The sequence below is a fragment of the Guyparkeria halophila genome (assembly GCF_034479635.1).
Taxonomy (GTDB): Bacteria; Pseudomonadota; Gammaproteobacteria; order Halothiobacillales; family Halothiobacillaceae; genus Guyparkeria; species Guyparkeria halophila.
This window is the reverse complement of the sequence record NZ_CP140153.1, coordinates 49,455-63,065: the sequence shown is the minus strand read 5'-3', so window position 1 is coordinate 63,065 and position 13,611 is coordinate 49,455. Positions and strand designations below refer to the sequence as shown.

The 13,611-nt window shown below is 68.2% G+C and carries 10 protein-coding genes; 8 read left to right on the top strand and 2 right to left on the bottom strand.

Going from position 1 to position 13,611, the window contains the following annotated elements; all coding sequences use genetic code 11:
• Together ntrC and SR882_RS00260 are read left to right on the top strand one after the other, a co-directional pair.
• Positions 1-1,446 (top strand): nitrogen regulation protein NR(I), encoded by a 1,446-nt coding sequence (ntrC, locus tag SR882_RS00265; RefSeq protein ID WP_322521360.1) that lies wholly within the window; start codon positions 1-3, stop codon positions 1,444-1,446.
• A gap of 134 nt (positions 1,447-1,580) precedes the next feature.
• On the top strand, positions 1,581-2,324 hold the full coding sequence (locus SR882_RS00260; RefSeq protein ID WP_322521359.1) for a ParA family protein: 744 nt from the start codon (positions 1,581-1,583) through the stop codon (positions 2,322-2,324).
• Between the two features lie 14 nt (positions 2,325-2,338).
• Here the strand turns inward: SR882_RS00260 and SR882_RS00255 are convergent, their stop codons facing one another.
• Entirely contained in the window at positions 2,339-4,804 is a 2,466-nt protein-coding gene (locus SR882_RS00255) for an ABC transporter permease (RefSeq protein WP_322521358.1), read from the bottom strand.
• Positions 4,805-4,946: 142 nt separating this feature from the next.
• A complete protein-coding gene (locus tag SR882_RS00250) occupies positions 4,947-5,678 on the bottom strand; it encodes an ABC transporter ATP-binding protein (protein ID WP_322521357.1) in 732 nt (243 codons plus the stop codon).
• A gap of 5 nt (positions 5,679-5,683) precedes the next feature.
• On the opposite strand from SR882_RS00250, the gene SR882_RS00245 reads away from it, so the two are divergent.
• From SR882_RS00245 to SR882_RS00220, 6 genes are all read left to right on the top strand, one after another.
• Positions 5,684-6,388: an arylesterase gene (locus SR882_RS00245; RefSeq protein WP_322521356.1), complete on the top strand. Its 705-nt coding sequence runs from the start codon at positions 5,684-5,686 to the stop codon at positions 6,386-6,388.
• A gap of 654 nt (positions 6,389-7,042) precedes the next feature.
• On the top strand, positions 7,043-8,629 hold the full coding sequence (gene murJ, locus SR882_RS00240) for a murein biosynthesis integral membrane protein MurJ (protein ID WP_322521355.1): 1,587 nt from the start codon (positions 7,043-7,045) through the stop codon (positions 8,627-8,629).
• Between the two features lie 25 nt (positions 8,630-8,654).
• Complete coding sequence (ribF, locus tag SR882_RS00235) at positions 8,655-9,662, top strand: bifunctional riboflavin kinase/FAD synthetase (protein WP_322521354.1); 1,008 nt, start codon at positions 8,655-8,657, stop codon at positions 9,660-9,662.
• On the top strand, positions 9,659-11,209 hold the full coding sequence (gene rmuC / locus SR882_RS00230) for a DNA recombination protein RmuC (RefSeq protein ID WP_322521353.1): 1,551 nt from the start codon (positions 9,659-9,661) through the stop codon (positions 11,207-11,209). The genes ribF and rmuC overlap by 4 nt, the downstream gene beginning before the upstream one ends.
• A gap of 101 nt (positions 11,210-11,310) precedes the next feature.
• The gene (locus SR882_RS00225; protein WP_322521352.1) at positions 11,311-12,948 is read left to right on the top strand and encodes an FMN-binding glutamate synthase family protein; all 1,638 of its coding nucleotides are present in this window, start codon (positions 11,311-11,313) and stop codon (positions 12,946-12,948) included.
• 82 nt (positions 12,949-13,030) lie between these two features.
• Positions 13,031-13,507 carry a DUF302 domain-containing protein gene (locus SR882_RS00220; RefSeq protein WP_322521351.1) on the top strand — a complete coding sequence of 159 codons (477 nt, stop codon included), beginning with the start codon at positions 13,031-13,033 and terminating at the stop codon, positions 13,505-13,507.
• Positions 13,508-13,611: the final 104 nt, after the last annotated feature.

Here is a 13,611-nt window from a genome sequence, read left to right as displayed (position 1 = left end):
ATGCAAGCCGTAGCCGACAAGCCGACCACTCCCCGTCTGTGGGTAATCGATGACGACCAGGCCATCCGCTGGGTGCTGGAGCGAGCGCTGGCCACCACCGACTTCGCCGTGGAGTCCTTCGACGAGGTGGCGAGCGCCCAGGCCCGGCTCGATCGCGGCGACCTGCCCCACGTGATCTTTTCGGACATCCGCATGCCCGGCGAGGACGGCTTGAGCTTCCTTACCCGGTTGGCCGTCGAGCACCCGGCGATCCCGGTGGTGATCATGACCGCGCATTCGGACCTGGAGAGTGCCGTCGGCGCGTTCGAAAAGGGCGCGTTCGATTACCTGGCCAAGCCGTTCGACATCGACGAGGCGGTGCGCCTGGCCGAGCGGGCCTACGACGCCTCGCGGGAGCGGGCGCAGCAGGCCGCCGTGCCGGAGGAGGCCGAATCCGGCTCGGAGCTGATCGGCAACGCCCCGGCGATGCAGGAGATATTCCGCGCCATCGGTCGGCTGGCGCGTTCGTCGGTCACCGTGCTGATCAACGGCGAATCCGGCACCGGCAAGGAGCTCGTCGCCCGGGCGCTACATCGGCACAGCCAGCGTCGCGAGGGGCCATTCGTCGCGCTCAATACGGCCGCGATCCCGAAGGACCTGCTGGAATCCGAGCTGTTCGGCCACGAGAAAGGCGCGTTCACCGGCGCGGCGACCCAGCGGCGCGGGCGATTCGAACAGGCCCAGGGCGGCACCTTGTTCCTCGACGAGATCGGCGACATGCCGCTCGAGTTGCAGACCCGCCTGCTGCGGGTGCTCTCCGACGGGCACTTCTACCGCGTCGGCGGCACCTCGCTGATCCAGAGCGACGTGCGCGTGATCGCCGCGACCCACCAGCGGCTCGAGGAGCTGGTCAAGGAGGGGCGTTTCCGCGAGGACCTCTATCATCGGCTCAACGTCATTCGCCTCAAGCTGCCCTCCCTGCGCGAACGGGTCGAGGACATCCCTCAGTTGATGCGCTTTTTCCTGGTGCGCGCCGCCGAGGAACTGGGCGTGCCCGTCAAGACACTCACCCGGGCCGCCGAGGCCCGCCTGTGCGACTACCCCTGGCCGGGCAACGTCCGCGAACTGGAGAACATCGCCCGCTGGCTGACCGTGATGGCACCGGGTAACGAGATCAGCGTCGACGATCTGCCTGATACCATCACCGAGGGGCTAAGCGGCCCGCACGCCGTCGACGGTGACGACCAACTGCTCTCGCGCTGGACCAGTGACCTGTCGCGCTGGGCCGATGCCCGGCTCAAGGCCGGCGACCAGGACCTGCTCGCCACGGCGGGGCCTGCGTTCGAGCGCACCCTGCTGCAGGCGGCGCTGGCCTTCACCGGTGGGCACAAGCAGAAGGCCGCCGCGCTGATCGGCTGGGGGCGCAACACCGTCACGCGAAAGCTCAAGGAACTGGGCGAGCACTGAGACGCGTCCGGGGTAGCGAGGCTGGTCCGCGTTGGCCCGACGTCCTTCCCCACCCAGGCGGACTGTCACAAGATTCGCCATGGCCCGATGCTATGCTCGGTCCCAGGTTCAATCGAGGCAGGAGCAGGACAGGCATGGCCCAGACGGTGGCGCTGTATTCGGTCAAGGGCGGGGTAGGCAAGACCGCCGCGGCGGTCAATCTGGCCGCGTTGTCGGCCTCGGCCGGTCGGCGCGTGCTGGTCTGGGACCTCGATCCCCAGAGTGCGGCCTCGTGGTATCTGCAGGCCGAAGCGGGCGCGGAGCGGTCGGTCAAGAAGCTTCTCAAGCCCAAGGGGCTGGCCGCCTCGGTCCGACCCACCATCCACAACCACCTCTGGGTGCTGCCGGCCCTGCCGGGCCAGCAGGCGATCGAGCATCATCTTGCCGACAAGAAGGACGCCGGCTATCGGCTGGCCAAGCTGATCGACCCGCTGGCCGAACAGTTCGAGGAAATCTGGATCGACGCGCCGCCGGGCTTGTCGCTGCTGGCGGACAACGTGCTGCGCGCGGCCGACATGGTGCTGGTGCCGATGGTGCCCACGCACCTGTCCGAGCGCACCTGGTTCCAGCTCAAGCGCCACCTCGACGAGCGGAATATCCATCCCGAACGGTTGCGTGCCTTCCTGTCGCTGGTCGATCGGCGCCGACGCATGCACCGCGAGTTTGCCGAGCGCCATCGCCACGACATCCCCGAACTGCTCTCAAGCGAGATCCCCTACGCCTCGGTGGTCGAGCAGATGGGCGAGGACCAGCAGCCGAGCGTCTACCGCGAGCCGCGCCATCTGGCCAACCAGGCCTACCGCGCCCTCTGGGAGGAGATCGACGAGCTGTTCGCCTGACGGTGCCTGGCGCCTCAGCGTTGCAGTGCGCGCGCCGGCGGTACGCGCGTCATGCGCCGTCCCAGCAGCGGCGTGACCAGCGCGGCCAGCAGCAGGCCGGCGCCCAGTCCCCAGAGCAAAAGCCGCGGGTTGAACGCCAGCGGCAGGTCGAAGACCCGCGCAGACAGGGTCGCACCGACGGCCATGGCGGCGACGGCCGCCAACAGCCCCACCAGTAGCCCCAGAGCGAGGAATTCGATCCAGAGCGCGGCGATCACCTTGCCGCGGCTCGCGCCCATCACCCGCAGCACGGCGGCGTCATGAATGCGCTGGCGCTCGCTCGCGCCGAAGGCGGCCAGCAGCACCACCAATCCCGCGGCCAGCGTGAAGGCGAAGACGTACTCCACGGCCTGGCTGGCCCGGTCGATCAGCGTGCGCACCTCGTCGAGAATCCGCGAGACGTCGAACAGCGTCACCGTCGGGAACTCGCGCAGCAGGGCGACCTGCGTCTGCGGCGCCCCGTCGGGGAAATGAAAGCTGGTGATGTACTGCGCGACCACCCCGTCCATCAGTGACGGGCTGGCGATGACGAAGAAGTTCGGCCGCATCGAATCCCAGTCGACCGTGCGCAGCGAAGTGATCGCGCCGCTGACCTCGCGCCCGTCGACGGTAAAGGTCAGCTGATCGCCCAGCGACCAGCCGAGGGTCTCGGCGATGCCTTCCTCGACCGAGAAGCCTTCCTCACCCAGATCGCCGGCGACGACGCGGTTGTGCGCGGCGGCCTCCGCCCCCACCGAGAGATTGAACTCCCGGGTAGCCAGCCGGTGGGCGCGTCCCTCGTAGTCCGCCTTGTCCACCGGGGCGCTGTCCATCTGCGTCCAGCGGGCGCGCACCATCGGGTAGAAGCCCGCGTTCTCGATCCCGGCGCGATCGAGGAAGGCACGCATGCCGTCCACCTGTTCCGGCTGGATGTTGATGGCGAAGATGTTGGGCGCATCGGCCGGGATCTGGCGCTCCCAGGCATTGATCAGATCCGAACGGACCACCGAGAGCAGCAGCACGGCGGTCACGCCCAGCGCCAGGGCGGCGATCTGCGTCGACGAGACCCAGCGGGTGCGGGCCATGCGCGCCAGGCCGAAACGGGCCACGCCCCGGGCCGGCCAGTGGCGCAGCAGCGTGACCAAGAGCCAGGCCACCGCCAGGAACACCAGCAGGCTCGCCCCCAGCCCGACGATCACCCACAGCGTCAGGGCGGCATCGCGGGCCTGGAACCAGACCAGCAGCGTGATCGCCCCAATGCCGGCACCGAACAGCAGGGTCGCGGCGGGACTGGGCGCGACCACGTGCTCGACCAGTACGCGCAGCGGTGGGGTGTGCTTGAGCTGCACCAGGCTCGGCAGGGCAAAGCCGAACAGGGCGACCAGGGCGACGGCCAGCCCCAGCGCCACCGGCGTCAGGCCGGGCGGCGGTAGGTCGACCTCCAGTACCTGCGCCATGAGATCGGCGAGCAGCAGTTGCGTCATCGCCCCGATGGCGATGCCCGGGACGGCCGCCAGCAGTGCGAGCATCAGCAGGCGCCAGCGGTAGATTGACCCGATCTGGCGGGATGAAGCGCCCAGTGCGCGCATCAGGGCCGCCGCCCCCTGCTGGACGCGGTTGTAGTGGCGCGCGGCGATTACCAGAGCGGCGCCTGCCAGCAGTACAGCGACCACCGAGGCGAGACCGAGAAAGCGGGCGGCCCGGTCGAAGGCGGTCTCGAAGGCCGGCTGGCTCGATTCGGGGCGCTCGAGTCGCAGCCGATCGGGCAGCCGGTTGGCAAACGCCTCCAGTCGGGCATCACGATCTCCCGCATCGCTCGCCAGCAGCAGGGCATGTTCCACGCGGCTGGTATCGGTCACCAGCCCGGTGGCGGCCAGGTCGTCGCGGTGGATCATCAGCCGCGGGGCGGCCTGGGCGAAGATATTGCCCACGTCCGGCTCGCGTTCGAGCACGGCGGCGATCTCGAGCGTCGTCTGACCGATCGCGATGGATTCACCGATCGCCGTGTCCAGCGATAGCAGCGCCCGTCGGGCGAGCCAGGCCTGCCCGGGCGGCGGACCGTGTTCGACCGTGGTCACTGCCTCGCCGTCGTCGATGCGCAGGTCGCCGCGCAATGGGTAGGCGTCGTCGACCGCCTTGAGGCCGACCAGCTGGCTCTGCTCTCCCGCGAGCACCACGGTCGGAAAGGTGACGTGCCGGCTAGTGGTCAGTCCCAGCTCCGCCGCCGCGGCGGCCCACTCGTCGAGCGGATCGGGCGATTCCACCCGCGCATCGGCGGCGAGGAACTGGGCGGCCTGTGCGCGCATCGCCCCGTCGACGCGATCGACGAAGAAACCCACGGCCGTTACCGCCGACACCGCCACCAGCAGGGCGAGCAGCATCGGCGTGAGCAGCCCGCTCTGCACCTCGCGGACCAGCCCCTGCCAGGCCAGCCGGGCGTTGCGCATCGTTTTGCCCGTCATAGACACCTCGCAAAACCGTCGTGAGTCGCCCGAGTGCAAGGAGCCGCGGAGCGAGCGACGAGACATATCAAACCGATAGGCGAGGAGTGAGCGAGCACGCGACGCAGCAATCGGGTGGCGCAGCAGGTTTTTCGAGGTGTCGTCATGTGTCACCCCGCAGTTCGTCCGGATCCGGCTGCCAGTCGCTCACCCGGCCGGCATTGACCTCGAAGCCCCGATCGCAGCGGGCGGCAAGTGCCGGGTCGTGGGTCACCAGCACCAGCGTGGTGTGATGGCGTTCGCGCAGGCGGAAGAGCAGATCGATGACGTGCTCGCCGGTGGTGGTATCCAGCGAACCGGTGGGCTCGTCGGCGAACAGGATGTCCGGCTCGATCACGAAGGCGCGCGCCAGCGCCACCCGCTGCTGCTCGCCGCCGGAGAGCTGGCGGGGCAGGTGGGTCATCCGCTCGCCCAGCCCGACCTCGACCAGTGCCTCGCGGGCCCGTGCCTCGGCGCGACGTTCGCCGGCCAGTTCCAGCGGCAGGGCGACGTTCTCCAGCGCGTTGAGTCCGTCGATCAGCTGGAAGGACTGGAACACGAAGCCCACCCGCCCGGCGCGGACTGCGGCGCGGCCGTCCTCGTCCAGGTCTTCCAGCGACTCGCCCGCCAGCCGGATTCGCCCGGCGCTGGGCGTGTCCAGACCGGCCATCAGGGCCAGTAGCGTCGACTTGCCCGCCCCCGACGGCCCCACCAGCGCGACGGCCTCGCCGGGGAAGATTTGCAGGTGGGCCTCGTGCACAATGGTGAGCGGTTCGGGCGTGCGCACGGTCTGCGTCACGCCCTCGACGGTCAGGATCGGCTGGCTGTCGTTTTGCGGACTTTTCGATGAGGACATGGGGAATGCTCGGACGTCGCTGGCCGGCTGGCATCGCCGGGCTGTTGCTGCTGTGTTTCGGAGTCGGCGCGAGTATAGGTGACGACACCCCGCCCGCGCCGACACAAGCGCCAACCGAGGCGCCAACCCAGGTGCCAACCCAGGTGCTGGTGTTCGGCGATTCGCTCTCGGCAGCCTACAAGCTGCCGGCCAGTGACGGCTGGGTCGCGTTGCTGCGCGAGCGGCTGGATGCCTGTGCGCCCGGCCGGTTCGCGGTCACCAACGCCTCGGCCAGTGGCGAGACCACCTCCGGCGGGCTGACGCGCTTGCCCGAGGTGCTCCAGACCGGCGACTACGACTGGGTGCTGCTCGAACTGGGCGCCAACGACGGCCTGCGTGGCCTGCCCCTGGGCGTCATCGAGACCAACCTGCAGAAGCTAATCGACCGCGCCGAGGCCCACGGCGCGCAAGTGGTCCTGCTCGGCATCATGCTGCCTAGCAATTACGGCCCCGCCTACGCCGACCCCTTCGCCGCCATGTACGCGCGCCTGGCCGACAAGAACGACCTGCCGGGGCTGCCCTTCCTTCTCGAAGGGGCGGCCAGTGAGCGCGACTTGATGTTCGATGATGGCATCCATCCCAATGCCGAGGGGCAGGAACGGGTGCTGGAGAATGTCTGGGAAGTGGTGGGGCCGTTGTGGGAGCTCGAGGGCAACGGGAGCGATGATTGACGGGAGCGAGTCACGGATGAGTTGGCAGCCAATCCTGGATGTTGATCTGCGGCCCTCGCTGGCGTTGGGAGCGGGTTCCGCCCGCCGTCTGCTTATCGCGACGTCACGGGGCGCCGTGCGCGGCGGTCGGGGCGATTTTCTTTGCTCGCGCGAAAGAAAACCGCCGAAAAGAAACGCGCCGGATGTCTCGTCGCCCTGCGGGCGATCCCCTGTGTTTCTCATTCCAGCCGGGCCGCGCCGACGGGCATCCCTGCCCGCCGGCGCGATGGCGCGCGTCCGTGCGCGCCACCCTTCGGGCTTTTCCGGCTTCCATTGCGATACTCGGCGAGACATACGGGAAGGCCGAGCGCTGGTGGGCTTTTCGTACAGGACGGCCGCTGGTGCGGCCTTCGCGGGCAGGGCCCGCTCCCACGTGGCGCTGGCTGGTTGGCCTGTGGGAGCTTGCCTTGCAAGCGAATCGCGCCAATCGGCGCGAGCCTCCACTTCAGGTAGCCACCAGGTGTCGCAACCGCTCGATGTTGGTCGTAGGAGCGGCTTTAGCCGCGAAGAATTGCGGCGCGCGACTCGACACCCAGCGGGTTCGCGCCTGAAGGCGCTCCTACGTATCGATTCAAACGCGGTGGGCGTTCGTGGTGCGAGTGAGGAGGCGGTCAAGTGAGCATCTGGAAGAGCAGCGCGGCCTTCGGTGGCATGACGATGATCTCGCGGGTGCTGGGCTTCGTGCGCGACATGCTGCTCGCGCGGGTGTTCGGGGCGAGCGCCTCGATGGACGCCTTCTTCGTCGTCTTCAAGATCCCCAACTTCCTTCGGCGGCTGTTCGCCGAGGGCGCGTTCCAGCAGGCGTTCGTGCCGGTGCTGTCCGAGTACCGCGAGACCTCGACGCGCGAGGAGCTCAAGCGCTACGTCGATTACATGTTCGGCACGCTGGCGGCGGTGGTCGCGGTGGTGGTCGCCCTCGGGTTGGCGGGCGCGCCGTTGCTGGTGATGCTGTTCGCCCCGGGCTTCACCGACGATCCGGCCCAGCTCGAGCTGGCCGAGACGATGCTGCTGATCACCTTCCCGTATCTGCTGTTCATCTCGCTGACGGCGTTCGTCGCCAGCAGCCTGAACGCCTTTGGTCGGTTCGCCATGCCGGCGCTCGCACCGATCTGGCTGAATTTGAGCCTGATCGCCGCGACCCTGGTTGCCGCGCCGTTCTTCGACGAGCCGGTAATGGCGCTGGCCTGGGGCGTGTTCGTCGCCGGCATCCTGCAGCTGTTCTTCCTGCTGCCGTTTCTCGCCCGGCTGGGGCTGCTGCCGCGCCCGCGCCTCGGCCGGCATCCGGGGGTAAGAAAGACCCTGCGACTGATGCTGCCGGCGATGTTCGGCGCCTCGGTGACCCAGATCAACCTGCTGGTCGATACCATCCTGGCATCCTTGCTGGTGGCCGGCTCGGTGAGCTGGCTGTACTACTCCGACCGGCTGGTCGAGCTGCCATTGGGCGTGTTCGGCGTGGCGATCGGCACGGTCATCCTGCCGGCCCTGTCGCGTGCGTTCGCCCGGGGCAGCGACGAGGATTACAATCGCACCGTCAACGGCGCGCTGCGGCTGACCCTGTTGATCGGGGTGCCGGCGATGGCCGGGCTGATCGGCCTGTCGGTGCCGATCCTGGCCACGCTGTTCCAGTACGGGGCGTTCTCGCCGACCGATACCCAGATGGTGTCGATGGCGATGGTCGCCTACGCGCTGGGCCTGCCGGCGTTCCTGTTGATCAAGATCTTCGCGCCGGGCTTTTTCGCCCGCCAGGACACGGTCACCCCGGTGCGCATCGCGGTGGTCTCGGTGGGCGCCAATCTGGTCTTCAAGGCGCTGCTGGTGCTGCCGTGGATCATCTGGCTGGGCGGTAATCTCGCCCACGTGGGCCTGGCGCTGACCACCGTGATGGCCGCCTGGGTCAACGCCCTGTTGCTGGGTTGGACCCTGCGCCAGCGTGGGGTTTGGCGGGTGGAGGCCGGTACGCGTCGTTTCATCGGCCACATCACCCTCGCGGCGCTGGCGATGGCCGGCCTGCTGCTGTGGGTGAGCCCGGGGGCCGAGGTCTGGACCGGATGGGCATGGTTCGAGCGACTTGGCGCGGTGCTCGGCCTGATAGCCATCGGGGTGGCGGTTTTCGTCGCGGTCGCCGCGGCCCTGGGGCAGACCCCGCGCCGGCTGGTATCGGTGGTCGCCTTCGATCGCCTGGTACCCCCTGAGCGTCAATGACGAAACGCCAATGAAGGAAGCCTGAATGGAGCTCATCCGCCTGACACCCGGGACCATGCCGAGTGACCCTGGTCATCTTGGGTCGGCCGGTGGCACGGTGGTCACCATCGGCAATTTCGATGGCGTTCATCGTGGCCATCGCGCGGTGATCCGGCAGGCCGCCGAGCGTGCCGACGAAAAGGGCTTGCCGTTGACCGTGGTGATCTTCGAGCCGCTACCGCGCGAGTTCTTTGCCGAACGCCATGGTGTGCCGCCGGTGGCGCGGCTGACTCGGTTGCGCGAACGCTTCGAGGCCTTTGCAGCGCTGGGCGTGATCGACCGGCTGGTGCTGATGCCCTTCAACGCCCGGCTGGCGGGCATGTCGGCCGAGGCCTTCGTCGAGGAGCTGCTGGTCGACGCGCTGGGCGCGCGCCACGTGGTGATCGGTGACGACTTTCGTTTCGGCGCGAAGCGAGCGGGCGATTTCGCCCTGCTGGAATCGATGGGGCCGCGCCTGGGATTCGGTGTCGAGCGGGCCGTGACCGTCACCCTCGACGGCGAACGCGTCTCCTCGACCCGGGTGCGCGCGGCACTCGAGGCGCGCGACGTGGCGGGTGCCGCCCGCCTGCTGGGCCACCCGTTCTTCCTCTGCGGACGGGTGATGCACGGTGACAAGCGTGGCCGCCAGCTGGGCTTTCCCACCGCGAACATCGCGTTGCGACGCCGCCTGTCGCCGTTGCGTGGCGTCTTTCTGGTGCGGATGAGTGGTATCGCCGGCGGGACACGCTACGGGGTGGCCAATATCGGCACCCGCCCGACCGTCGACGGGGGAGAGGCCCGCCTGGAGGTGTTCGTGCTCGACTTCGACGGCGATCTCTATGGACGGCTGGTCACGGTGGAATTCCTCGCCGACATCCGCGACGAACGGCGTTTCGAGTCGCTCGATGCCCTGGTCGAACAGATCGGGGCGGACGTCGCCGAGGCGCGCCACTTGATAGACACACACCACCGGTCGGGCACCGCCTGGCCGGTGGATGAAGGAGAAACCTCGTGACGTCCATCGACGTGCTGATCGACAACCCGATTGCCTGGGGACTGGTGGCGATCGCGCTGACTACCCTGGTGGCCACCGCCTGGCTGGCGGCCCGGCTAAGGGCGGAAAGCCGGGAACGCGACCGACTGTCTACCGAACACGAGCGTCTCGAGACTCTGCTCGAGGCGGAAACCGACGCGCTCAGCGCGGCCCGCGACGCGTTGGGCGAGGCACGCACCATGGCTGCCCGCCATGAAGCCGAACGCCAGCACTTGGTCGAGACGCGCGATGCGCTCGAGACCCGGCGGCGCGAGGCACAGGCCGCGCTGGATGCCGAGCGGGAGGTCGCCGCCGCGCTCCGGGCAGAGAAGGCCGAACTGACAGAGCGGCTCGAACGGGAGCGCGAGGCGGCCAACGAAAAACTCAAGCTCCTCGACGAGGCGCGCGACAAGCTGGCGGACGCCTTCAAGGGGCTGTCGGCCGATGCGCTGTCGCGCAACAACGAGTCCTTCCTCAAGCTCGCCCGCGAGAACCTCGAGCGCTTCCAGCACCAGGCCAAGGACGATCTCTCCGCCCGCCACAAGGCGATCGAACAGCTCACCGGGCCGATTCGCGAGCGCCTGGAGAAGTTCGACACCAAGCTCGACGGGCTGGAACAGGCGCGCACCAGTGCCTACTCGGCGCTCACTCAGCAGGTCAACGACCTGTTGCAGACCCACCTACCGCAGTTGCACCGCGAAACCGCCGATCTGGTCAAGGCATTGCGCCAGCCGCAGGCACGTGGTCGCTGGGGCGAGCTCCAGCTCAAGCGCGTGGTCGAGATGGCCGGCATGCTCGAGCACTGCGACTTCGACGAGCAGGTCAGCCAGACCACCGAAGGTGCGCGCCTGCGCCCCGACCTGATCGTGCACCTGCCCGGCGGTCGCCAGGTGGTGGTCGATGCCAAGGCGCCGGTGGACGCCTACCTGCACGCCGTCGAGGCGCAGGACGAGGCCGGGCGCAAGGCCGCGCTGGTCAATCACGCCCGTCAGGTGCGCACCCACGTCGGCCAACTGGCGAAGAAGAGCTACTTCGACCAGTTCGACCCGACCCCCGAGTTCGTGGTGCTGTTCGTGCCTGGCGAGGCGTTCTTCTCCGCAGCACTCGCCGAGGATCCCGGCCTGATCGAGTACGGCGCGGAGAACCGCGTCATTCCCGCCAGCCCCACCACCTTGATCGCGCTGTTGAAGGCCGTCTCCTACGGCTGGCGGCAGGAGGCCATGGCGCAGAACGCCGCCGAGGTGGCCGCGTTGGGCAAGGAGCTCTACGAGCGCATCGGCACCCTCGCCGAGCACTGGACCAAGGTGGGCAAGAGCCTCAACCAGTCGGTGAACGCCTACAACAGCGCCGTGGGCTCGCTCGAGACGCGCGTGCTGCCCAGCGCGCGCAAGTTCCGCGACCTGAAGACGGTCTCGGCCGACAAGGAGATCGGTTCGCCCGAGCCGGTCACCCAGGAGACGCGGCCGCTGTCGGCGGCCGAGCTCATCGACTCGGCAGCATCGGACGACCCCGCAATCGATGATCGCTAGGGGCGGGCAAGCAGTCGGAACCTGAGCACGGCACGGGCATTCCGGCTACGCTTCCATGAGTCTTCCGACCGGGCGGTCGAAACCGGAGGTAGCAGTCTCGTATGCACCGGCGCTTTCTCGCCACCGCCGCCTCGATCCTGGCGGCCGTTATCGTCCTTGGGTTGCTGTGGTCACCGCTGTGGTGGCTCCTGATTCTCGTGTTGCCCCTGATCGGCATCGGTCTGTACGACATGCTGCAGCGGCGTCATTCCCTGCGCCGCAACTTTCCGCTGGTGGCGCGGGGCCGCTGGCTGATGGAGCGCACGCGGCCATTCATCCGCCAGTACCTGCTGGAATCGGACACCGACGGCCGGCCGATCAGCCGCATGTTCCGTTCGGTGGTCTACCAGCGGGCCAAGCAGCAGAACGAGACGGTGCCCTACGGCACGCGCGTCGATACCTACCGGCTCGGCTACGAATGGCTGGGGCAGTCGATGGCGGCGATCGACGTCGAGGAGATCGATCCCGATCTGCGCATGACGATAGGCGGCCCGCAGTGTCGTCAGCCCTACTGCGCCAGCGTGCTCAATATCTCCGCCATGAGTTACGGCTCGCTCAGCCCGGTTGCCGTCGAGGCGCTCAATCGCGGGGCGCGTCTCGGTGGCTTCTCGCACAACACCGGCGAAGGCGGTCTCAGTCCCCACCACCTCGAACACGGCGGCGATCTCGTCTGGCAGATCGGCACCGGCTATTTCGGCTGCCGGAACGAGCAGGGGCGGTTCTGCGCGGAGACCTTCCGCGAGAACGCCGGCCGGGCAGTCGTGAAGATGATCGAGCTCAAGCTCTCCCAGGGGGCCAAGCCCGGTCATGGCGGCATCCTGCCGGCCGACAAGAACACCCCCGAGATCGCGGCGATTCGCCACGTGCCACCGGGTACCCGTATCGTCTCGCCCCCGGTGCACAGCGCCTTCGATTCGCCGCTGGGTCTGGTCGATTTCATCCAGCACCTGCGAGAGCTCAGCGAGGGCAAGCCGGTGGGGATCAAGCTCGCGATCGGCCGCAAGAGCGAATTCCTCGCGATCGGCAAGGCAATGGTCGAGCGCGGCGTCTATCCGGACTTCATCACGGTCGACGGCGGTGAAGGCGGCACCGGCGCGGCGCCGATCGAGTACGCCAACTCGGTGGGCATGCCCCTGCGCGAGGCGTTGGCGTTCGTCGATGACAGCCTGACCGGATTCGGTATTCGCCAGCACATCCGCGTGATCGCCTCCGGCAAGATCTTCACCGGCTTTCACCTGGTCAAGAACCTCGCCCTGGGCGCGGATCTCTGCAACAGCGCGCGCGGCATGATGCTGGCACTCGGCTGTGTGCAGTCCCTGACCTGCAATACCAACCGTTGTCCCACCGGCGTGGCCACGCAGAACCCCGACCTGTATCGGGGGCTGGTCGTGCCCGACAAGGCCGAGCGGGTGGCGCATTACCACGAGGGCACGCTCGTGGCCACCGCGGAACTGCTGTCGTCGGCCGGGTTGCGCCATCCCGAGGCACTCAACCGGACCCATCTCTACCGGCGCGTGAGCCCCGAGTCGATTCGCCGCTACGACGAGATTTTCCCCTACGTGTCCAAGGGGTGCTTTCTCGGCGAGGATCCGCCCGAGCGTTATGCCCTGGAACTGCACGAGGCGCGCGCGGACAGCTTCCTGCCCGAGACCTGCCTGACCGAGATCCGCGACTCGCGGCAGCCCGTCGAGCGGCATTGAGGTGACAGCCACGATCGCGTCCGGGCACTGAGCCCCGCTGGCGACTACGGTTGGTGGATAACTCAACCAGAGGAGGCTCGTCATGAAGGCACGGATTGAGCGTATGTTGCGGTTTGCCGTTTTTGCTGCAGCGGCCCTGTGGCTGCCGGTCGGCGTGCTGGCGGCTGATGGCATGGTCGTCATCGACAGTCAGCACGGCGTGGCCGAGACCGAAGCGCGCCTGATCGAGGCGGTCGAGGGCAAGGGGCTGACGGTCATGGCCCGGGTCGATCACCAGGCCAATGCCAAGACGGTCGACATGGAGATGCCGGCGACGCGGCTGGTGATCTTCGGCAACCCCGCGGCGGGCACCCAGTTGATGAAGTGTGCGCCGACGGTGGCGATCGACCTGCCCATGAAGATGCTGATCTGGGAAGACGGGGACACCGTCAAGGTGGCCTACAACACGGCGGGCTATCTCGTCGAACGTCATGGCATCGGCGATTGCGCCGCCCTGGTGCAGGGAAAGATCCGCCAGGCACTGCACGGGTTTGCGCGGGCGGCCGCTGGCCCTCAATGAGGTGAAATCATCCCCTCATCGCGGTTGATTTCCCGCCCCGCGAGGCACGAAAGAAAGGCCGGCAAATTGCCGGCCTTTCTGCGTGGGCGAATCCGCTGGGTGAT